At 56.5% G+C, this 21,193-nt stretch carries 20 protein-coding genes and 1 riboswitch; of the genes, 7 read left to right on the top strand and 13 right to left on the bottom strand.

What is annotated here, in order from left to right; all coding sequences use genetic code 11:
- Positions 1-110 precede the first annotated feature (110 nt).
- On the top strand, positions 111-935 hold the full coding sequence (dkgA, locus tag ACXKZD_RS03220; RefSeq protein ID WP_010249022.1) for a 2,5-didehydrogluconate reductase DkgA: 825 nt from the start codon (positions 111-113) through the stop codon (positions 933-935).
- Positions 936-1,033: 98 nt separating this feature from the next.
- Here the strand turns inward: dkgA and ftsP are convergent, their stop codons facing one another.
- The 4 genes from ftsP to ACXKZD_RS03200 form a co-directional block, all read right to left on the bottom strand.
- Positions 1,034-2,464 (bottom strand): cell division protein FtsP, encoded by a 1,431-nt coding sequence (gene ftsP / locus ACXKZD_RS03215; protein ID WP_010249023.1) that lies wholly within the window; start codon positions 2,462-2,464, stop codon positions 1,034-1,036.
- A gap of 141 nt (positions 2,465-2,605) precedes the next feature.
- Complete coding sequence (locus ACXKZD_RS03210; RefSeq protein WP_010671121.1) at positions 2,606-3,343, bottom strand: 1-acylglycerol-3-phosphate O-acyltransferase; 738 nt, start codon at positions 3,341-3,343, stop codon at positions 2,606-2,608.
- A gap of 45 nt (positions 3,344-3,388) precedes the next feature.
- Positions 3,389-5,662, bottom strand: a complete 2,274-nt coding sequence (gene parC, locus ACXKZD_RS03205) for a DNA topoisomerase IV subunit A (protein ID WP_010671122.1) — start codon at positions 5,660-5,662, stop codon at positions 3,389-3,391.
- 192 nt (positions 5,663-5,854) lie between these two features.
- Entirely contained in the window at positions 5,855-6,673 is an 819-nt protein-coding gene (locus ACXKZD_RS03200; protein WP_033785661.1) for a transporter substrate-binding domain-containing protein, read from the bottom strand.
- 114 nt (positions 6,674-6,787) lie between these two features.
- Between ACXKZD_RS03200 and ACXKZD_RS03195 the strand changes: the two genes are divergently transcribed.
- Positions 6,788-7,369 carry an NAD(P)H-dependent oxidoreductase gene (locus ACXKZD_RS03195; protein WP_010249028.1) on the top strand — a complete coding sequence of 194 codons (582 nt, stop codon included), beginning with the start codon at positions 6,788-6,790 and terminating at the stop codon, positions 7,367-7,369.
- 48 nt (positions 7,370-7,417) lie between these two features.
- Positions 7,418-7,726: a putative quinol monooxygenase gene (locus ACXKZD_RS03190; RefSeq protein ID WP_010249029.1), complete on the top strand. Its 309-nt coding sequence runs from the start codon at positions 7,418-7,420 to the stop codon at positions 7,724-7,726.
- 295 nt (positions 7,727-8,021) lie between these two features.
- On the opposite strand, the gene ACXKZD_RS03185 is transcribed toward ACXKZD_RS03190, so the two are convergent.
- The 6 genes from ACXKZD_RS03185 to nudF form a co-directional block, all read right to left on the bottom strand.
- A complete protein-coding gene (locus ACXKZD_RS03185; RefSeq protein WP_033758830.1) occupies positions 8,022-8,921 on the bottom strand; it encodes a LysR substrate-binding domain-containing protein in 900 nt (299 codons plus the stop codon).
- A gap of 94 nt (positions 8,922-9,015) precedes the next feature.
- Positions 9,016-10,911, bottom strand: a complete 1,896-nt coding sequence (gene parE / locus ACXKZD_RS03180; RefSeq protein WP_010249031.1) for a DNA topoisomerase IV subunit B — start codon at positions 10,909-10,911, stop codon at positions 9,016-9,018.
- 49 nt (positions 10,912-10,960) lie between these two features.
- Positions 10,961-11,542, bottom strand: a complete 582-nt coding sequence (gene yqiA, locus ACXKZD_RS03175; RefSeq protein WP_010249032.1) for an esterase YqiA — start codon at positions 11,540-11,542, stop codon at positions 10,961-10,963.
- Between the two features lie 3 nt (positions 11,543-11,545).
- Positions 11,546-12,373, bottom strand: a complete 828-nt coding sequence (gene cpdA / locus ACXKZD_RS03170; protein ID WP_022623882.1) for a 3',5'-cyclic-AMP phosphodiesterase — start codon at positions 12,371-12,373, stop codon at positions 11,546-11,548.
- A gap of 42 nt (positions 12,374-12,415) precedes the next feature.
- Positions 12,416-12,841: a DUF1249 family protein gene (locus tag ACXKZD_RS03165; protein WP_008925735.1), complete on the bottom strand. Its 426-nt coding sequence runs from the start codon at positions 12,839-12,841 to the stop codon at positions 12,416-12,418.
- Positions 12,838-13,473 carry an ADP-ribose diphosphatase gene (nudF, locus tag ACXKZD_RS03160; protein WP_033758832.1) on the bottom strand — a complete coding sequence of 212 codons (636 nt, stop codon included), beginning with the start codon at positions 13,471-13,473 and terminating at the stop codon, positions 12,838-12,840. Before nudF ends, ACXKZD_RS03165 begins: the two co-directional genes overlap by 4 nt.
- Positions 13,474-13,686: 213 nt before the next feature.
- Between nudF and tolC the strand changes: the two genes are divergently transcribed.
- From tolC to ACXKZD_RS03145, 3 genes are all read left to right on the top strand, one after another.
- On the top strand, positions 13,687-15,153 hold the full coding sequence (gene tolC, locus ACXKZD_RS03155) for an outer membrane channel protein TolC (protein WP_010249035.1): 1,467 nt from the start codon (positions 13,687-13,689) through the stop codon (positions 15,151-15,153).
- Between the two features lie 142 nt (positions 15,154-15,295).
- Complete coding sequence (locus tag ACXKZD_RS03150; RefSeq protein WP_010249037.1) at positions 15,296-15,967, top strand: DUF1190 family protein; 672 nt, start codon at positions 15,296-15,298, stop codon at positions 15,965-15,967.
- A gap of 7 nt (positions 15,968-15,974) precedes the next feature.
- Positions 15,975-17,135, top strand: a complete 1,161-nt coding sequence (locus tag ACXKZD_RS03145; RefSeq protein WP_488981857.1) for a glutathionylspermidine synthase family protein — start codon at positions 15,975-15,977, stop codon at positions 17,133-17,135.
- Between the two features lie 51 nt (positions 17,136-17,186).
- Here ACXKZD_RS03145 and ygiD read toward each other — a convergent pair whose 3' ends face one another.
- Together ygiD and ribB are read right to left on the bottom strand one after the other, a co-directional pair.
- The gene (gene ygiD, locus ACXKZD_RS03140) at positions 17,187-17,972 is read right to left on the bottom strand and encodes a 4,5-DOPA-extradiol-dioxygenase (RefSeq protein ID WP_340279271.1); all 786 of its coding nucleotides are present in this window, start codon (positions 17,970-17,972) and stop codon (positions 17,187-17,189) included.
- 234 nt (positions 17,973-18,206) lie between these two features.
- Positions 18,207-18,863, bottom strand: a complete 657-nt coding sequence (gene ribB / locus ACXKZD_RS03135; RefSeq protein ID WP_010671129.1) for a 3,4-dihydroxy-2-butanone-4-phosphate synthase — start codon at positions 18,861-18,863, stop codon at positions 18,207-18,209.
- Between the two features lie 110 nt (positions 18,864-18,973).
- Positions 18,974-19,131, bottom strand: a riboswitch (FMN riboswitch).
- Between the two features lie 171 nt (positions 19,132-19,302).
- Between ribB and ubiK the strand changes: the two genes are divergently transcribed.
- Complete coding sequence (gene ubiK / locus ACXKZD_RS03130; protein ID WP_010249045.1) at positions 19,303-19,692, top strand: ubiquinone biosynthesis accessory factor UbiK; 390 nt, start codon at positions 19,303-19,305, stop codon at positions 19,690-19,692.
- 39 nt (positions 19,693-19,731) lie between these two features.
- Here ubiK and hldE read toward each other — a convergent pair whose 3' ends face one another.
- Positions 19,732-21,156, bottom strand: a complete 1,425-nt coding sequence (gene hldE / locus ACXKZD_RS03125; RefSeq protein WP_010249049.1) for a bifunctional D-glycero-beta-D-manno-heptose-7-phosphate kinase/D-glycero-beta-D-manno-heptose 1-phosphate adenylyltransferase HldE — start codon at positions 21,154-21,156, stop codon at positions 19,732-19,734.
- Positions 21,157-21,193 lie beyond the last annotated feature (37 nt).

Below are 21,193 nucleotides of genomic sequence, written 5' to 3'. Positions count from 1 at the left end.
GCATGGCGGCAGAACCGCTGTTGTTGCCTCAGCTAAGCAGGCTGAGAATTGTTGGCTAGACTTAAGCACAGTGAAATCTCACGGATTAACCGCAACGGAAAGGAGCAACTATGGCAGACCAACCCATTATCAAACTGCGCGATGGCAATATGATGCCGCAACTCGGACTCGGTGTGTGGCAGGCCAGCATTGAAGATGCACGTCATGCGGTGCTGAAAGCGCTGGAGGTCGGCTATCGCTCAATCGATACCGCCGCCGCCTATAAGAATGAAGAGGCGATTGGCCAGGCACTGCAGGAAACTGACGTGCCGCGAGAAGAGATTTTCGTGACCACCAAACTCTGGAACGACGATCAGCAGAACGTTCAGCAGGCGATGGAAACCAGCCTGGAGAAACTGAAACTGGAGCAGGTTGATCTCTATCTGATGCACTGGCCGTGCCCGGAAAAAGACAATTATGTCGATGCCTGGAAGAAGATGATTGAACTGCAGCAGCAGGGGCTGACTAAAAGTATCGGCGTCTGTAACTTCCATGAGGCGCATCTGAAGCGACTGCTGGATGAAACCGGTGTCACGCCGGTGGTGAACCAGATTGAGCTGCACCCGATGCTACAGCAGCGCACGCTGCATGCGTGGAACGCACTGCATCAGATCCAGACAGAATCCTGGAGTCCGCTGGCGCAGGGCGGCAAAGGGGTCTTCGATCAGGAGATCATCAAGTCGCTGGCTAAGAAATATGGCAAGACGCCGGCACAGATCGTGATCCGCTGGCATCTGGATAGCGGCCTGGTGGTGATTCCGAAGTCGGTGACACCAGCCCGCATTGAAGAGAACTTTAAGGTGTTCGACTTCCGTCTGGACAAGCATGAAGTGAGCGATATTGCGAAGCTGGACAGCGGCAATCGTCTGGGGCCGGATCCGGAAACCTTTAACTAAGGCTGGGCGTCACCAGGTGAGCTCACCTTATCTGCCCTGCGGCTGGGGCAGCTAACGATTAACGCGGTCAGGCGGGCTCTCCCTGCCTGACCGCGCTGTTATGCGCTGGGCTGCACCACCAGCTGACCGGCAGTACCGCGGTCGGCCAGTTCCAGCGTCTGACTGTAGTAGACGAACGGGAAGTGATCTGACGAACTTTGCGGGAAAGTGACCATCAGTTCCACGCTGCCATCCACCCACACCGTATCTTTCCAGCCACGATCTTCGCCCATCGGCTGTGCACCATTCACACTTTTAATCAGGAACATCACGCCCTGGATATGCAGCGACTGTGGCCGGTCAGCATGCAGGATCCAGCGCTCAAAGGTGCCCTGCTGTGCCGTGGTGTCAATGCGGCTCATATCCCAGATCGCGCCGTTAATGCCCGGCATGCTGTCACCGATGCGGAATTCACGGGTGCGAACCGCCACGCCATCCAGAATCTGATCGGCCAGCAGCCGCATCGGCAGATTATCCGTCACCAGCGGCAGCAAGCCGGTTGGCCGCAGCGTCAGGATCAGGGTTGACGTCAGAATGGAGGATGGCTCAAAGAAGCCGCGCAGCCGATCCATAATGCCCGCCGCCGTACCTGCGGTAATCGACACTTCATCGCCCTGCGACATATCCACCAGCACTTCGCGGCGTTCGCCCGGCGCCAGTGACAGGCGCTGCACCGCCACCGGCGCAGGCAGATAGCCCTGATCGCTGGCGATGACCATAAACGGGCGATTGTCGCTGAGCACCATCTCATAGCGGCGCGCATTCGAGGCGTTCAGCAGACGCAGACGCACCCAGCCGCGTGATACTTCCACAAACGGATTGCGTACGCCATTCACCAGCAGCGTGTCGCCCAGGAAACCACCATCCTGCGGCGGGTCATAGACCGGCGTGGCAAAGTTATCGAGCCGCTTGTCCTGAATGATAATCGGGAAGTCATCGACGCCGTAATGCTTCGGCAACGGCAGCTGCCTGCCAATATCATCTTCCACCAGCCACATCCCCGCCAGTCCGTTATAGATGTGCGGAGCCATGCGGTTCGGCGTGTTGGCGTGATACCAGCAGGTTGAGGCCGCCTGACGAATCGGCAGCACCGGCGACCAGTCGACACCGGCTGACATCATACGCGGCGCGCCACCCATCAGCGCGCCCGGCAACTGCAGGCCGCTGATAGTCATGGAGACCGGCTCGTTCAGACGGTTGCTGTAGATCAGCTTAACGTCATCGCCGCTGTAAACCCGGACGGTCGGGCCAAGATAGAGGCCATTAATGCCCCACACCGGCACTTTGTTGTTGTCGCCATTAAAAGACCAGTGGCTGCGCTGCATTGTCAGGAACAGCGGCTGGCCGCGACGGGATTCCAGCAACGGCGGAACCGGAAGTGGCGTGTCGCCATTAGCTGAAGAAGCGGCACGCGCCGCATGAGGTAGTACACTGGCGCTAAGCGCCGCTCCGGCAGAAAGCTGGATGAACTGACGTCTGCTGAAAGACATAAAACTTCTGACCCTTTACGCGTGGCGCTAAGCGCCGACCCTGTTTTTATTGATCTGTTTTTGCTGTGCTGCGTTCACGGCGGGCGGACGTGCCCCGCCGTGCGGCATCCCTGCAGGATAGTTCGGCGAATGGTTCGCCGGTCAGATATTTCCGTTTTTTTCGCGTTCTGCGACTTCGGCGTTCAGCTCTTCCAGCTTTGCCGCCATCAGTTCGCGACAGTGGGTCGCCAGCTTACGCACCGACGACGACTCGAAAGCCTTTACATCAATCGGTGGCAGCATCTCAACGATCACCAGCCCGTTTTTCCAGCGATTGAGGTTGATCTTGCCATGCGTGTTAGAGACCACAATCGGAATGATCGGCACACCCGCCGCCACTGCGGCGTGAAAGGCACCGGTTTTAAACGGCAGCAGGCCGCGGCCACGACTGCGCGTCCCTTCCGGGAACATCCAGATGGAGATGCGCTTACTGTTAAACTCATCCACCAGCTGACCGATCGTGCCGCGTGCTTTTGCACGGTCATCGCGATCGATCAACAAGTTCCCGGTCAGCCAGTAGAGCAGGCCAAAAAATGGCACCCACAACAGGCTCTTCTTGCCCACCGTCACCGTACAGGGCTGCACCATTTTAGCCGCGGTGACCATGTCGTAGTTGTTCTGATGGTTCGCGATGTAGATCGCATTACCATAATTCTCAGCACCTTCCGGTCTGCGCAGTTCTACTTTAAGGCCAAACACCGTCGACAGTTTGCCGAACAGATGGCCAAATGTGGCGACATGACGCGGATTGCGCGGTGAAAACAGACACCAGATACAGCCAGATATACAGACTAAGATCGAATAGATGACGACAATAATGGCACGCAGAATCAGTAACATAGTTCCCTCATTGAGCCACGGCTGACGCGGTGTCAGCCGGGTAGTTTACGCTTCGCTATCCGGGCTCGCCGGACGCGCAGGCGCATCCAGTTCAACACGATCAATTTTTTGCAGGCCGCGCGGTAACAGCGTGCCGCGACGTCCGCGATCGGCGCGGAATTTTTGTAGCTCTTCACTGCGCAGCAGCATTTTACGCTTGCCTACGTGCAGCGTGATAGCGCTGCCCGGCGGTAAAATCATCAGCCAGGCCAGTTTGTCCTGACCGGCGGCCGCTTCCGCGGATGGAATCGAGATGATTTTGTTGCCCTTGCCTTTCGACATCTGCGGCAGCTCCCCGACCGGGAACATCAGCATCCGTCCCGCCTGGGTGATCGCCAGCAGCATGTCATCTTCATGATGGACGGCCATCGGCGTCATCACACGGGCGTTTTCCGGCAGCGTCAGCAGCGCTTTACCGGCGCGGTTGCGCGACACCAGATCACTGAAGGTACAGATAAAGCCATAACCCGCATCAGAGGCCATCAGCAGGCGCTGGTCATCCGGCTCCATCAGCACCTGTTCAACTACCGCACCCGGCGGTGGCGTCAGCTTGCCGGTCAGCGGCTCGCCCTGCCCGCGCGCGGAAGGCAGCGACGTCGGATCCAGAGTGTAGCTGCGGCCGGTGGAGTCGATAAAGGCCACCGGCTGATTGCTCTTGCCGCGTGCCGCAGCCAGATAGCTGTCGCCGGCTTTGTAGCTGAGTCCGGCTGGATCGATATCGTGGCCTTTGGCGCTACGCACCCAGCCCATCTGCGACAGCACAATGGTCACCGGTTCAGACGGCACCAGCTCGGTTTCGCTCAGGGCTTTGGCTTCTTCACGCTCACGCAGCGGCGAGCGACGATCGTCGCCGTAACTGGCGCTGTCAGCCTGTAACTCTTTTTTCAGCAGGGTGTTCATCTTGCGTTCAGAGGCCAGCGTGGCTTGCAGCTGATCGCGCTCTTTTTCCAGCTCCGCCTGCTCGCCACGGATCTTCATCTCTTCCAGTTTTGCCAGGTGGCGCAACTTCAGTTCGAGGATCGATTCGGCCTGGGTTTCGCTGATGCCAAAGCGTGACATCAGGACCGGCTTAGGCTCATCCTCAGTACGGATGATCTCGATCACTTCATCGATGTTCAGGAACGCAACCAGCAAACCTTCAAGGATATGCAGGCGGCGCAGCACGCGATCCAGGCGGTGATTCAGACGACGTTTGACCGTATCGCGGCGGAACACCAGCCATTCGGTCAGGATCTCATGCAGATTTTTCACCGCCGGGCGGTTATCCAGCCCGATCATGTTGAGGTTAACGCGGTAGCTCTTTTCCAGATCGGTGGTGGCGAACAGATGGTTCATCACCTGATCGAGATCGACGCGGTTGGAGCGCGGAACGATCACCAAGCGGGTCGGGTTTTCGTGATCCGATTCATCACGCAGATCCTCCACCATCGGCAGTTTTTTATTGCGCATCTGGTTCGCAATCTGCTCCAGCACGCGCGCGCCCGACACCTGATGCGGCAGCGCGGTAATCACCGCCTCGCCCTCTTCCTTCTTCCAGACTGCACGCTGGCGAATCGAGCCGCGACCGGTCTGATAGATTTTGCGGATCTCGTCACGCGGCGTGATGATCTCCGCCTCTGTAGGATAATCAGGCCCCTGGACAATATCCAGCAGCTGTTCCAGCGTGGTTTTCGGCGAGTCGATCAGTGCGATGGCGGCCTGAGCCACTTCGCGCAGGTTGTGCGGCGGAATATCGGTCGCCATACCCACGGCAATCCCGGTGGTGCCGTTCAGCAGAATATTGGGCAGGCGCGCCGGTAACATCTTCGGCTCCTGCAGCGTGCCATCAAAGTTCGGCTGATAATCGACCGTCCCCTGACCCAGCTCACCCAGCAGCAGCTCGGCATATTTTGACAGGCGGGATTCGGTGTAACGCATCGCCGCGAACGACTTGGGATCATCCGGTGCACCCCAGTTACCCTGGCCATCGACCAGCGGATAACGGTAGGAGAACGGCTGCGCCATCAGCACCATCGCTTCATAACAGGCGCTGTCGCCGTGCGGATGGTATTTACCCAGCACGTCACCTACGGTACGCGCCGATTTTTTGAATTTTGCGCTGGCGCTAAGTCCCAGTTCGGACATGGCGTAGACGATACGTCGCTGAACCGGCTTTAATCCGTCGCCAATGTAAGGCAGGGCGCGGTCCATGATGACGTACATCGAATAGTTTAAGTACGCATTCTCGGTGAATGTGTGCAGGGCAAGACGCTCTGCACCATCCTGAGTCAGTTCACTCATTAATTTCTCATCCTCACATCGTGGCCCACAACGGCGGGACACCCGGCGGTGGTTTGGCGAGGATAGTACCTTATTCGCTGGTGTTAGTCACAGGGGAAGCGCGGGAGAGCAGGCGTCCCGCCGCGCGATTTTATGTGCCGGAGGCACGCCGGATTCAGACCGGCAAGTGTCTGACCTCTCTGTGGAAGTGGCTCAGGGCTTTGCGCCCATCCACTGGCGGGCAATGTCACGATATTCGCCGGTGGCTGTGCTGAGATGCAGCCACTGATCGACATAGAGCTTCCAGCTGATATCGTCGCGCGGAATCATGTAAGCCTTCTCGCCATACTGCAGCGGTTTGTCGGGATTGATCGCGCAGAGCGTCGGGTAATGTTGCTGCTGAAAACGCGCTTCAGAGGCATCGGTGATCATCACATCCGCATTGTTGTCCACCAGTTGCCGGAAGATGGTGACGTTATCGTGGAACAGCGTCAGTGAGGCCTTTGGCAGGTGGCTATGCACAAAGGCTTCGTTGGTGCCGCCTGCCGGTTCAATCAGCCGCACGTCAGGCCGGTTGAGCTGTTCGATGGTCTGGAAGCGATCTTTATCGCTGCAGCGCACCAGCGGGATTTTGCCATCCACATCCAGCGGCCGGGCGAACCAGGCGGTCTGCTGGCGTTTCAGCGTGACGGAGATGCCGCCGACGGCGATATCACACTGCTTTGCCAGAAAATCGGGCATCAGGTTTTTCCAGCTGGTTGGCACCCACTCCACTTTCGCGCCGAGCGAGGTAGCCAGCGCGTTCGCCATGCTGATATCCAGCCCTTCATACTGACCATCGGGTCGCAGGTAGCTGTAAGGCTTGTAATCCCCGGTGGTGCAGACCTTAAGCGTTTTAGAACTGAGGATGGTGTCGAGATGAGATTGTGCCTGGACAGCATTGCTGGCCAGCAGCAAAGCGAAGACTATTTTTTTCATTTTGCGTTTTTCTTTAATTGTTTTCATGGTGAGTTTGCCTGCCGATGGTGCCATAAACCGGCGCATTGTTGCTTCCACAGCAAAAGTGTTGTGATCAACCTCCCATTTTTCTGCGACCGTAGCGCGCGTAAGCTAAGCGCCATATTCAGGAAATGAGGCAAACTATTCATGAGCAAGATTTTAATTATCGATGGCGGCAAAACCTTTGCCCACTCTAAAGGCGAACTGAACCACACGCTGACCGACGTTGCGGCCAGCCAGTTGCGTGACATGGGGCATGAGGTGTCTGTGACCCTGGCTGACAGCGACTACGTGGTCGCAGATGAAGTGCAGAAATATGTCGACAGTGATGTGGTGATTTATCAGATGCCAGGCTGGTGGATGGGCGAGCCGTGGACCGTGAAGCGTTACATCGATGAAGTCTTTACCGAAGGCCACGGCTCGCTCTACGCCAGCGATGGCCGTACCCGTTCTGATGCGGCAAAGAAATATGGTTCCGGCGGTCTGCTGCAGGGCAAAAAATATATGCTGTCACTGACCTGGAACGCGCCGCTGCAGGCCTTTACCGACCCGGAGCAGTTCTTTGAAGGTGTCGGCGTTGACGGTCTTTATCTGCACTTCCACAAAGCCAACCAGTTCCTGGGCATGGAAGCGCTGCCGACCTTTATCTGCAACGATGTGATTAAAGCGCCGGACGTGCCACGCGATATTGCCGCTTATCGGACCCATCTTAGTCGCGTTTTTGCGTAAGATGGCTGGGGGATACCCCCTATTTTCCCATGAAAGAGGAATTCGCGAATGTTAACAGTCGTTGCTGAAATTTGTGTCAAACCCGGTCGTCGTCAGGCCGTGCTGGATGCGGTGAAAAAACTGATCCCGCTGGTTTTAGAAGAAGAAGGCTGCCATCAGTATGACGCGCTGCTGGACCATCAGGCGCAGGTGCCGTGGAAACAGAACTCGCCGGACTCCATTTTTATGCTGGAACAGTGGGAAACGCTGCGTCATCTGGAGCAGCATCAGCAGATGCCGCACATGGATGCGCATCGCGCCATCATTAAAGATGATGTGGTGGATGTGAAGATTCTGGTGCTGGAACCCAGCGCCTGATTCGTGCTGAAGGCTTAACCCCTTTTCGGTAAAAGGGGTCAGGCTGCTGACAACCTCAAACCTGAGTGCCTCTGGCAGCAATGAATTAGCTCAACGCGAAGGGAACACGGTCAGAAGAGGAAAGCGTCCCGCGCCAGGGATGGCGCGGGTAGAGCGACCAGGGACTGGCTTGAGCGTCTTTCCGATCTGACCGTGTTCCCTGTGCAAGCACAATCTCACAGCGAATCCGGCCAGACTTGCCAGCATCTCCAAACCCCTGCCCTATGACAGGGGTTTTTTATTATGCCAGGAGAGATCACAGCAGCTGACGCCGATCAATCTCGGTGCGGAGAAAATCCAGGAAGCAGCCGATGCGCGAAGAGAGCGTGGTGTTGCGGTAATAGACCGCATGCACCGGCAACCGCAGCTCGCGGGTTTCAGCGGGGAGAACCGGCACCAGCCGGCCTGCCGCGCAATCTTCCCGGCTGACAAAGTCGGAGAGGCGTGCGATCCCCTGTCCTGCCAGCGCCAGTTGCCGGATGGTTTCGCCGCTGGAGGCAGAGATTGTGGGCTTAATGCGCATGAAATCGCCATCAGGCTGCCAGATCGGCCAGACGTTGTGCGCCTCAAGATGGCTGAAGCCGATGATTTGATGCTGCGCGAGATCGGCCACGCTCTGCGGGGTGCCCGCTTTCGCCAGATAGGCCGGACTGGCCATCAGCCGGATCGCACTGCTGCCAAGCATCCGGGCGCGCAGCGTAGAGTCGCGCAGTTCGCCGATGCGAATAGCAATGTCCGTTTGCTGCTCCAGCAGATCGATCAGGATATCGTCGGTATTCAGTTCAAGCTGGATCAGGGGATAGCGGGCGCGGAAATCGTCCACCAGCGGCACAATCACATGCAGCATAAAAGGGGTGGCGGCGTTTACCCGCAGCCGCCCTGACGGCATCTCGCGCCGCAGGGCTATCTGCTCTTCGGCCTGCTCAACCGAGGCCAGGATCTGGCGCGCATGCTCCAGAAAAACCTGTCCCTCTTCGGTCAGCGCCAGCCGTCGGGTGGTGCGATGCAGCAGGGTGGTCTGCAGCTTGCTCTCCAGCCGGGACAACGCCCGGCTGATGCCCGAACTGGTCTGCGCCAGCTGGGATGCCGCCGAGGTAATGGAACCGCTGTCCACCACCGCCACCCAGGCGCGTAATTCTTCCAGGGTAATTTTCACAAGGATTACTGTCTCTGCTCTGAATCTGCCGGGTTCTCTGGGGATGTGCTGGCTGAAGCACAAAGAGAACAGGACGCTTTCGCGTCCTGTTTTTTTACACTTCGATATCGGCCTTGTCGCCTTTTTCCTGCAACCAGTTACGCCGGTCTTCGGAGCGTTTCTTCGCCAGCAGCATATCCATCATGCGCAGCGTCTGGTCGATATCCTCTTCACTGATGGTCAGCTGTACCAGACGGCGGGTATTCGGATCCAGCGTTGTTTCGCGCAGCTGCAAAGGGTTCATCTCACCCAGCCCTTTAAAGCGCTGAACGTTAGGTTTGCCCTTTTTGCGTTTCAGCTGCTCCAGCACGCCCTCTTTCTCATCTTCATCCAGCGCGTAGTAGACCTCTTTTCCGAGATCGATACGGTAGAGCGGCGGCATGGCAACGTAGACGTGTCCGTTTCTGACCAGTGAACGGAAATGTTTCACGAACAGGGCACACAGCAGCGTGGCGATGTGCAGACCATCCGAGTCCGCATCCGCCAGAATGCAGATCTTGCCGTAGCGCAGCTGTGAAAGATCTTCGCTGTCGGGATCGATGCCGATCGCCACGGAAATATCATGCACTTCCTGCGACGCCAGCACCTCATCGGAAGAGACTTCCCAGGTGTTAAGGATCTTGCCCTTAAGCGGCATGATCGCCTGATATTCACGATCGCGCGCCTGCTTGGCCGAGCCGCCTGCCGAGTCCCCTTCGACCAGGAACAGTTCTGTTTTATTCAGATCCTGCGCGGTGCAGTCCGCCAGTTTGCCCGGCAGAGCCGGACCGCTGGTGAGCTTTTTACGCACCACTTTTTTGGCTGCCCGCATACGTCGCTGGGCGCTGGAGATCGCCAGCTCAGCCAGCTGCTCTGCGATCTGGATATTCTGGTTCAGCCACAGGCTGAAGGCATCTTTTACCACGCCAGAGACAAAGGCTGCGCACTGACGTGAAGAGAGACGCTCTTTGGTCTGCCCGGCGAACTGCGGATCCTGCATTTTTACCGACAGCACATAGGCGCAGCGATCCCAGATATCTTCAGCGGAGAGCTTCACGCCACGCGGCAGAATGTTGCGGTATTCGCAGAACTCGCGCATCGCATCCAGCAGCCCCTGACGCAGGCCGTTGACGTGAGTCCCGCCTTGCATGGTCGGGATCAGGTTAACGTAGCTTTCAGTTAACAGCTCGCCGCCTTCCGGCAGCCACAACAGCGCCCAGTCAACCGCTTCCACATCGCCAGCAAAGCTGCCGACAAACGGTTTTTCCGGCAGCGTCGGTAAGCCATTCACCGCTTCGCACAGGTAGTCAGTCAGGCCATCTTCGTAGCACCAGGTCTGTTCGGTATTGTTCAGCTTGTCTTTAAAGACAATCTCAACGCCAGGGCAGAGCACCGCTTTGGCTTTCAGCAGATGTGATAAGCGTGACACCGAAAAACGTGGGCTGTCGAAAAAGCTTTCATCGGGCCAGAAATGGACGCGCGTGCCGGTGTTGCGTTTAGCCACCGTGCCGGTAACCGTGAGATCCTGGACTTTGTCGCCATTCTCAAACGCCATGTCATAGATTTCACCATTACGGCGCACCGTGACTTCGACGCGTTTTGACAGGGCGTTCACCACCGAGATGCCAACGCCGTGCAGGCCGCCCGAGAACTGATAGTTTTTATTGGAGAACTTGCCGCCCGCGTGCAGACGACACAGGATCAGCTCGACGGCAGGCACGCCCTCTTCCGGGTGAATATCCACCGGCATGCCGCGACCATCATCAATAACTTCCAGCGACTGGTCAGCGTGCAGAATCACTTCAACCCGCTTCGCGTGGCCGCCCAGCGCCTCATCGACGCTGTTATCAATCACTTCCTGACCCAAATGGTTGGGTCGCGTCGTATCGGTGTACATCCCCGGGCGACGGCGAACAGGCTCAAGGCCAGTCAGGACCTCAATGGCATCCGCGTTATAGTTAGATTGACTCATCGTAAATGTCTGATTAGAAGGGTGAAATGGGGTGCGATTTCCGCATTACTCAGGGATGATTCAGACCGAGAAAGTCCAGAATCTGCGGGAAATGGCGCTCGAATCCAGTAAATGCATGATTTCCGCCCTCTTCTACCGTGTGACGGCACGCGCTGTAATAGTCGAGCGCCTGACGGTAATCGAGAACTTCATCGCCGGTCTGTTGCAGCAGCCAGAGTAAATCGGGCGCTTCCAGCGGTTCAATCTGCATTACTTTCAGATCGTAAATGTGGCGTGACTCTAACACATATTGCTGGCCGGTGTAGGGATTCTGATTTTCACCCAGGAAATCCGCCAGCAGCTCAAAAGGCCGCACCGCAGGATTGACGACCACAGCAGGCAGCATAAAGCATTGCGACAGCCAGGTGGCGTAATAACCGCCCAGCGACGAGCCTACCAGCCCCAGCGTTTCGCCACTGCGGCTCAGTACCAGATCTTCCAGCATTGCGGCGGCATCGGCCGGAAACGTCGGCAGCTGGGGCACGATCATTTCGATCTCCGGATGCTGCGCCTCTAACCATTGCCGGAACTGCGTCGCCTTAGCCGACTGCGGCGAGCTGTTAAAACCGTGCAGATAGAGTAATGCCGCCACGCGTCAGTATCCTTCTGAGTCTAAATCGGGACGAAAAGCGTCGGTGTCGAGCCGGTTAACCTCGGTCTCAAGGCCGCCATCCGGATACAGCGTGAACCAGCGCCAGCCTGGTGCCACGGTGTCGATCGTAAAGCTGGTGCAGTGCGGTTTGAACTGAACGCAGGTTGAAGGGGTGGCCAGCACACGACGACCGTGCCACTCAAGATCCAGCTCCTGGTGAATATGACCACAGACCAGCGTCCGGGCTAACGGGTAATGCTGTAACACCGCATCGAGCTGATGTGAGTTGCGCAGGCTGTGCTGATCGAGCCAGGTGCAGCCAGAGGCCAGCGGATGGTGGTGCAGCAGCACCAGCGTGTGACGTTGCGGATAGCGGGCCAGCGCGTTATCGAGCCACTCCAGCTGATAATCGCTCAGCATCCCGTGCGGCACACCCGAGACCTGGCTGTCCAGCAACACAATCTGCCACTGTTCACCCACCAGCACCTGCTTGTGGGCATTGATATGAGCGGCTGCCAGCGTGTCGAACATCGCGGGCTGAAAATCGTGATTACCGGGCAGCCAGACGCAGGGCCGCGGCAAACGTGAGATGCCCTCAGCAAAATGCTGATAGGCTTCGATAGAGTGATCCTGGGCGAGATCGCCGGTGGCGATAATCAGGTCGTAGTCGCGATGTTGCGCAATAATCGCATCCAGCACCGCTTTATAGCTCGACCAGGTGTTCACCCCAAGCAGCGATTCATGTTTTCCCGCGAACAGGTGGGTATCCGTGATTTGCAAAATCCTGATTTCGGAACCGTTCGCTGCAGGAAGAGTTAGCAGGCTATCCAAAGCGTTTCCTTCGTCTCCACGCCATTTACTGCATTATACGCATCAGCAGACCGGAACTGCCATCGCACCATGTGCCAGGCAGTAGCGCAGCCAGTCTGCGAGAAACTGGTTTATCTGATGTTTTTCATCGCGCTGATGCAATTTTTTATTAGGATAATCATAGCGCGCTTTGAAACGATAGATCTGTTGAGTTGAACACACTTCGGCGACCATCGCATCGTGATAGAGCCTTACCGACATCGAGGGCAGACTCCAGTAACTCACGGCAGGCGCGACCTGGCGGATCTCCACCAGCGTGGTGTAGCGTGTGGACTCCTGGATCGTCAGCTGATAACGGGCGCCACTCACCTGATAGATCACCGATTCTCCCGCCTCATCGTTACGCGGCAGCAGGCGGCGTAACTGGGCGAAATTGGTTTCGCAGAGCCGCATCATTTCGGGAAAGTCAGGGGTATAGCGCTGTTTCATTTTTGTATCCACTCTTCGCGTAGTTTCTCATGGTGCAACGCCAGCCATTGCAGGGCGATGACAGACGCCGCATTGTCAATTATCCCCTCTTCCACCCAGCGGTAAGCCTGTTCGCGGCTCACCACATGGACAAGAATATCCTCATTCTCTTCCTCCAGACCATGGCATCCCTCTGCCTGGCTGGCATCCACTTCCCCAATCAGCACCGACAGACGTTCGCTGGTGCCGCCAGGGCTGGCCAGATAGTTAAGCATGGGCTTAATCCGGCCGACCTCTAATCCTGCTTCTTCAACGGCTTCACGGCGCACGACCTGCTCGACAGATTCACCGGGCTCAATAATGCCGGCGACCATCTCCAGCAGCCAGGGCGAAACACTGCTGTCATAAGCCGGGATGCGGATCTGTTCAATCAGCACCACTTCATCGCGTAAGGGATCATAAGGTAGCAGCACGGCGGCATGTCCGCGCTCAAAAACTTCGCGCTGTACTTCCCCACTCATTTCGCCGTTAAACTGGCGGTGGCGGAAGCGATAACGTACGACGGAAAAAAAACCATCATAGACGGTTTCGCGTGCAATAATTTCTACATCGTTTTTTGTGAAAGTCACAGGGGATTTTTTTTCTTCCGGCATCATCGGGTTCCTTATGCAGATTGAGGTGGAGCGAAAAAAGCCTGTAACCGTGCTCCATGTAAGTGGTTCTTTCTGAATTATTTACGTAAATTAGGGGGAGAAGGCACGTTCAGCCAACTTATCTCACAGTTGCCCTCTGCTAGAATCGGCGATAATTTTTTGGCTTACCCGGCAGCGCACCCACTGCAATTTGCTGCAACAAAAGGAATGCAAATGAAAAAACTGCTCCCATTTTTTATTGGGCTGAGCCTGGGCGGTTTCAGCTTCGCCAGCCAGGCCGAAGACCTGCTTCAGGTTTATCAACAAGCACGTCTGAGCAACCCGGATCTGCGCAGCGCCGCTGCCGATCGCGATTCTGCCTTTGAGAAAATCAACGAAGCGCGTAGCCCATTATTACCCCAGCTCGGCCTGGGTGCAGACTACACCTATAACAACGGCTATCGCGACAGTAGCGGTCTCCATTCCAACACGACCAGCGGCTCGCTGCAATTAACCCAGACTATTTTCGACATGTCGAAATGGCGCGCACTGACCTTGCAGGAAAAAGCTGCCGGTATTCAGGATGTGACCTATCAGGTGGCGCAGCAGGATCTGATTCTGAACACCGCGACCGCCTACTTTAACGTGCTGAAAGCGATTGATACCCTTTCTTACACCGAAGCGCAGAAACAGTCGATCTATCGCGAACTGGATCAAACTACCCAGCGCTTTAACGTTGGTCTGGTTGCCATTACTGACGTACAGAACGCCCGTGCGCAATATGACAGCGTGCTGGCTAACGAAGTGACCGCGCGTAATAACCTTGATAACAACGTGGAAACGCTGCGTCAGATCACCGGCATGGACTACATGTCGCTGGCGTCGCTGAGCATTGATCGCTTCAGAACCGATAAGCCCGAACCGGTCAGCGCGCTGCTTAAGCAGGCGGAAAGCCGTAACCTGTCGCTGCTCTCTGCGCGTCTGAACCAGGATTTAGCCCGTGAGCAGATCCGCTCCGCTGAAGCTGGTCACATGCCGACGCTGGGTCTGACAGCCTCTACCGGCATGTCGAACAGCAAATATGGCGGCAGCCGTGCGAACCAGAGCCAGGGGTCTACTGACTCCATTACCGGTTCTAACCAGGTGGGTCTGAGCTTCTCACTGCCACTCTATAGCGGCGGCAGCGTCACCTCTCAGGTGAAACAGGCGCAGTACAGCTTCGTCAGCGCCAGTGAATCACTGGAAAGCGCGCACCGCTCTGCGGTTCAGACAGTCCGCTCATCGTTTAACAACGTGAATGCTTCTATCAGCAGCATCAACGCTTATAAACAGGCCGTGGTCTCTGCGCAAAGCTCTCTGGATGCGTCAGAAGCGGGCTATCAGGTTGGTACGCGTACTATCGTTGATGTGCTGGATGCAACCACCGTGCTCTACAACGCTAAGCAGCAGCTCTCTGATGCGCGCTATAGCTATCTGATTAACCAGCTGAATATCAGCTATGCGCTGGGTACGCTCAATGAGCAGAGCCTGCAGAAACTGAACAGCCAGCTGGGTAAAGAGATCCCGACCTCACCGGAAACGGTAGCACCGGAAAATGCACAGCAGACCGCGCGCGTGGATAGCGGTCCGGCAGCAACCGGCTCTTCTGAGGCAGCACGTCCTGCGGCTCGCCACAGCAGCGGTAATCCTTTCGGTAATTAATGAGCGGACGGGCTGCTTTGCGGCCCGTCTCTCTGTTGAACGTATAACTAAGTAAAGATCCCTGTTGCATCAGGCCTCCAGCTTCAATTTTACCCCCCCATCCCCTATTCTATGCGCTACCTTTGGGCACAGGATAATCATAATGAAACGCACAAAATCTATTCGCTATGCCGCTTTTCGCAAAAGCTGGCAGGCACGCCATTTAACGCCCGTTGCTATCGCCGTTTCGGCGGTATTTATGCTGGCTGGCTGTGAACAGAACGACGAAACAGTTTCGATGTACCAGAATGCCGATGACTGTTCAAAAGCCAATCCGGGCCAGAGTGCGCAATGTACTACCGCATTCAATGAAGCGAAAAAAGAGGCGGAACGCACCGCGCCAAAATATGCCACGCGTGAAGATTGTGTCGCTGAATTTGGTGAAAACCAGTGTCAGCAGACACCGGCTCAGGCGGGCGTGGGCACCACTAATGCCGAATCGCAGCAGAGTGGCGGCAGCTTCTGGATGCCACTGATGGCAGGTTACATGATGGGTCGCATGATGGGCGGTGGTTCGGGCTTTGCACAGCAACCGCTCTTCTCACCGAAAAATGCCCGCAGCCCGGCCAATGGTCAGTTTGTTGATGCATCAGGCCGTAATTATGGTGCAGCAACATCCGGCAAAAGCATGACCGTGCCGAAAACGGCGCTGGCACCAAAACCGGCTACCACCTCCACCATTACCCGTGGTGGCTTTGGTGAAACCGTCGCGAAGCAGAACAGCATGCAGCGTAGCAGCGCCAGCGGCACTTCCAGCCGCTCAATGGGAGGCTAACGCCCCGATGGAACGCATTGCCATTTCAGAGCGCCCAGGCTGGCGCGAAAAAGCCACCGAGTTCGGTTTTCGTTTTCACACCATGCATGGTGAACCCTACTGGTGTGAAGATGCTTATTATCAGTTCACGCTAGCGCAAATCGAGCATCTGGAAGATGTGACCGCTGAATTACATCAAATGTGCCTGCAGGTGGTGGAAAAAGTGGTTAACAGCGAAGCGCTGCTGGCTAAATTCCGCATTCCTAAACACACCTGGGACTTTGTGCGCGATTCATGGCATCAGCGTCAGCCTTCGCTTTACTCTCGTCTGGATCTCGCCTGGGATGGCAAAGGCGATGTAAAGCTGCTGGAGAACAATGCCGATACGCCGACCTCGCTGTATGAAGCGGCATTTTTCCAGTGGCTATGGCTGGAGGACCAGCTTAACGCCGGTCAGCTCCCCGCAGGCAGCGATCAGTTTAATAGCCTGCAGGAAAAGCTGATTGAACGCTTCGCCGCGTTACATCAGCAGCACGGCTTCAACTGGCTGCACTTCGCCTGCTGCCGTGACACCGACGAAGATCGCGGCACCGTGCAATATCTTCAGGATTGCGCCACCGAAGCGGGACTGCCGAGTGAGTTTCTCTACATGGATGAAATTGGACTGGGCGAGAAAGGGGAATTTACCGACGCCCAGGATCAGGTGATTAGCAACCTGTTCAAGCTCTATCCGTGGGAATTCATGCTGCGTGAGATGTTCTCCACCAAGCTGGGCGATGCTGGCGTGCGCTGGCTGGAACCGGCCTGGAAAAGCATTATCTCGAATAAAGCCTTGCTGCCGTTGCTGTGGGAGATGTTTCCGAATCACCCTAACCTGCTGCCCGCCTGGTTCGCGGAAGATGACGTGCCGCACATGGACAAATATGTGGTGAAGCCGCTGTTTTCACGTGAAGGTGCCAACATCCGCATCGTGGAAAATGGTCAGGAGATCGCCCGCGTCGATGGGCCGTATGACGAAGAGGGAATGATCGTCCAGCAGTTCCATCCGCTGCCTAAGTTTGGCGACAGCTATACGCTGATCGGCAGCTGGCTGATTGACGATCAACCGGCCGGTATCGGCCTGCGGGAAGATCGCGACCTGATCACGCAGGATCTTTCCCGTTTCTATCCGCACGCTTTTATCGGTTAATGCAGCGCGATAATAACAGGCCAGCTTCTGGCCTGTTTTCTTCTGGCTTCCCTAACCTACCTGAACCGACAACATGCTGATCGCCCCCATCTCCATGCCATCAACCGGAATGCTGATGGCGTCATCCGGCTGACGTGCGCCAAGTACATAGAGCAGCGGCAGATAGTGCTCAGGTGTCGGATTAGAAAGTGCCGCACCAGGATGATCCATAAAGTTAACCAGCGGATGAGAAGCAGCATCGCTCTGCACCGCCAGGTTATCGCGGACAAACTGTTCAAAACTGCTGGCCCATGGATAAACTTCGCTGTTGCGATCCCAGCGCACTTTACGCAGGTTATGTACCACGTTGCCGCTGGCGACAATCATCACACCCTGATTGCGCAGTGCAGCCAGTTTCTGACCCATCTCAAAGTGCCATGCCGCAGGTTTGGTGCCATCAATGCTTAGCTGGACCACCGGAATATCGGCCTCCGGATACATCTTGATCAGCACACCCCAGGAACCATGATCCAGTCCCCACTCGTGATCCAGCGTCACCGCAACGGGCGCTAACTGCTCCACCAGCTGCTGCGCCAGTTCAGGCGATCCCGGTGCCGGATAGCGCGTATCAAACAGCGCCTGCGGAAAGCCCCCAAAATCATGAATGGTCTCAGGCTGTGCCATTGCCGTCACGGCGGTGCCGCGCGTATACCAGTGCGCCGAAACCGCAATAATCGCGCGTGGACGTGGCAGAGTATCGCCCAGGTGACGCCACGCGGCGGTATAGCGATTCTCTTCAAGGGCATTCATCGGGCTGCCGTGACCCAAAAACAGCGCTGGCATTCGTAACTGGCTCATTCGTGATCCCCGGGATCGAGTATTTGATAGCCATTACGATACGCGCATCTGCTGCTTTATCACGCGGATAACCATGATGGTGATCATCAGGAAATTTGAATGAAATTTAACGTGGCAGGTTTAACAGCGTTTCGACATGAAGGAAAGAGGAGTAGTCAGCGGTCAGGCCGCGCCATTCCGGGCGTCAGGAAGAAAAACAGGCCCAGGAGGGGCCTGTTTATCGCGGCAGCCAGATTAGCTGGCGTGGCGTGTTTCGTGCGCGCGACGCCAGGCGATCAGATCTTCGATGGTCACCACCGGCATGTTGTGCTTACGGGCGAACGCAATCGCTTCTGGCGCATGGGCCATGGTGCCATCGTCGTTGGTCAGTTCGCACAGCACACCTGCGGGCTTAAAGCCGGCCAGGGTGACTAAATCAATAGTCGCTTCGGTATGCCCGCCACGGGTTAATACGCCGCCTTCGCTGGCACGCAGCGGGAAGACATGACCAGGGCGATGCAGATCGGTGGGTTTGGCATTGTCGGCAATGGCGGCGCGGATGGTGGTAATACGATCCTGCGCGGAGACGCCCGTGGTGACGCCTTCTGCGGCCTCAATGGTCACGGTGAAGCCAGTGCCGAAAGAGCTGGTGTTGTTTTCCACCATCATTGGCAGATCGAGCTGCTGGCGACGCGCTTCGGTCAGGCAAAGGCAGACGATGCCGCTGCCGTGACGGATAGTCAGTGCCATCTGTTCAACGGTCATGGTTTCTGCGGCGAAGATCATGTCGCCTTCGTTTTCGCGATTTTCATCGTCAAGTACCATCACACCGCGTCCCTCACGCAGGGCGGCGATAGCACGTTCTACACGCTGTTCAGGCGTGCCAAATTCAGAAAGTAGCGTCTGATTCATGGTAATAAAAACCTTAAAATGTATGGGTTACCAGAATCAGGGCGTGCTTAGGAGTGACGTCAAAAAGACGTGGCAATAACGTGAAGCAGACACAATTGTCCGACAGATGTCGTTACCCTCTCCCATCCGGACTGTAACCGTCGGCCCCGGAATTACACCGGATCTGCTGACCTTTACCTCTCTTTTCATCAAGATAAAGCGCTCGCGGGCTTTCAGCCGAAGCTGATTTACCGCCGGTGGGGAATTGCGCCCCGCCCTGAGAATAAGCACTTTAACTATAACGCCGATCGTTTGAGGCGGCAATCATCAATAGCGCAATTGCTTTTGCATTTCCTGCGTTACCGATTTGAGGTTTATCCTTTTCATTTCTGGCATTACACTTAACACTTATTACGTTGGTAAACACGCTGACACAGCTCCCCGTAACCAGGAAATCATCATGATCGACACGAAAAAAATTGAACAACTTGCCCGTCAGGTTCACGAAGCGATGCCTAAAGGTGTTCGTGAGTTTGGTGATGATGTCGAAAAGAAAATTCGTCAGGTTCTTCAGGCGCAGCTGACCCGGATGGATCTGGTCAACCGTGAGGAGTTTGATGTGCAGACGCAGGTATTACTGCGTACACGTGAGAAGCTGGCGGCGCTGGAGCAGCGTCTGGCGCAGCTGGAAAGTCAGGGTTCATCAGCCGGTACGCCGCCGACAGCAACCGCACCGGTAACACCTGCTGCCGCGACCACACCATCAGCCGCCGTAGCGACCTCACCTGCAGCCTCGCCGTCACCGGTTGCGGACGTGGTGAAGCCTGTTGCGGACAACAAGCCAGAATAAGCCCTTAAGCGGGAGCCCGGCTCCCGCTTACGCTGCGCTTTAGCTGCCGCGGATGGTTTTGATAATGTTGGTAGTGGAGATACCATCTTCGAAGTTCAGCACCTGAACGTCGCCGCCATTTGCCCACACTTCTTTGCTGCCCGCGATATCTTCCGGCTTGTAATCTCCCCCTTTGACCAGCAAGTCAGGGAGAATGCCCGCAATCAGCCGCTGCGGCGTATCCTCTTCAAATACCACCACCCAGTCCACCGCTTCCAGCGCGCCCAGCACGATCATCCGGTTTTCCTGCGGATTCACCGGACGGCTTTCGCCTTTCAGACGTTTAGTTGACGCATCGCTGTTCACCGCGACAATCAGTCGATCGCCGAGCTTGCGGGCATTTGCCAGGTAGGAGACATGACCGGCATGCAGAATGTCGAACACGCCGTTGGTCATTACCACTTTTTCGCCTCGGCGACGGGCCATCTCAACGGCGGCTTTTAACTGCGCTTCGGTCATGATGCCGAAACCCTGTTCCGGGCGGGCATGAATCGCATTTTCCAGCTCAACGGTGCTGACGGTGGACGTACCCAGTTTACCCACCACCACACCCGCAGCCGCGTTGGCCAGGAAACAAGCTTCTTCCAGCGAATCACCGGCCGCTAATGCCGCCGCCAGCACGCCAATCACCGTATCGCCGGCACCGGTCACGTCATAGACTTCCTGTGCCTGGGTGGGCAGATGCAGAGGCGCTTTGCCTGGCTGCAGCAGTGTCATGCCATTTTCTGAACGGGTCACCAGCAGCGCGGAGAGGTCAAAATCGGCGATCAGCTGGGTGCCGCGCGCCACGATCTCCTCTTCGTTTTTACATTTGCCGACCACGGCTTCAAACTCAGAGAGGTTCGGCGTCAGCAGCGTCGCGCCACGGTAGCGCGCAAAATCGGTGCCTTTCGGATCGATTAATACCGGTACGCCCGCTTCGCGCGCCAGAGTAATCATGGTCTGCACGCTGGAGAGCGCGCCTTTGGCGTAATCGGACAGCACCAGCGCACCCGCGGCGGCCAGTGAATCACGCATTTTCTGGTGAATCGGCTCCGGATCGACCTGATCAAAGCCCTCTTCAAAATCGAGGCGGATCAGCTGCTGATTACGGGAAAGCACGCGCAGTTTGGTAATGGTCGGATGGCTTTTGACCGCCACGAAGTCACAATGCACGTTGACGTCTTTCAGCGTGTTACTCAACACACGCGCCGCATCATCTTCGCCAGTCAGGCCAATCAGGCGCGACGCGGCACCGAGTGCTGCAATGTTCATCGCCACGTTTGCCGCGCCGCCAGGGCGCTCTTCAACCGTGTCCACTTTCACCACCGGAACCGGCGCTTCAGGGGAGATACGGCTGGTTGGGCCATACCAGTAACGATCCAACATTACATCGCCAACAACCAGCACTGAGGCTTGGCCGAACGCGGGCAGAGTCACTTTCATTCCAGACACTCCAGACTGCATTAAAAATAGTGCGCGG

This window comes from Pantoea sp. ABR1s, from assembly GCF_057812235.1.
Note: the sequence above shows the minus strand (reverse complement) of the source record. Positions and strands in the feature narration are given on the sequence as shown.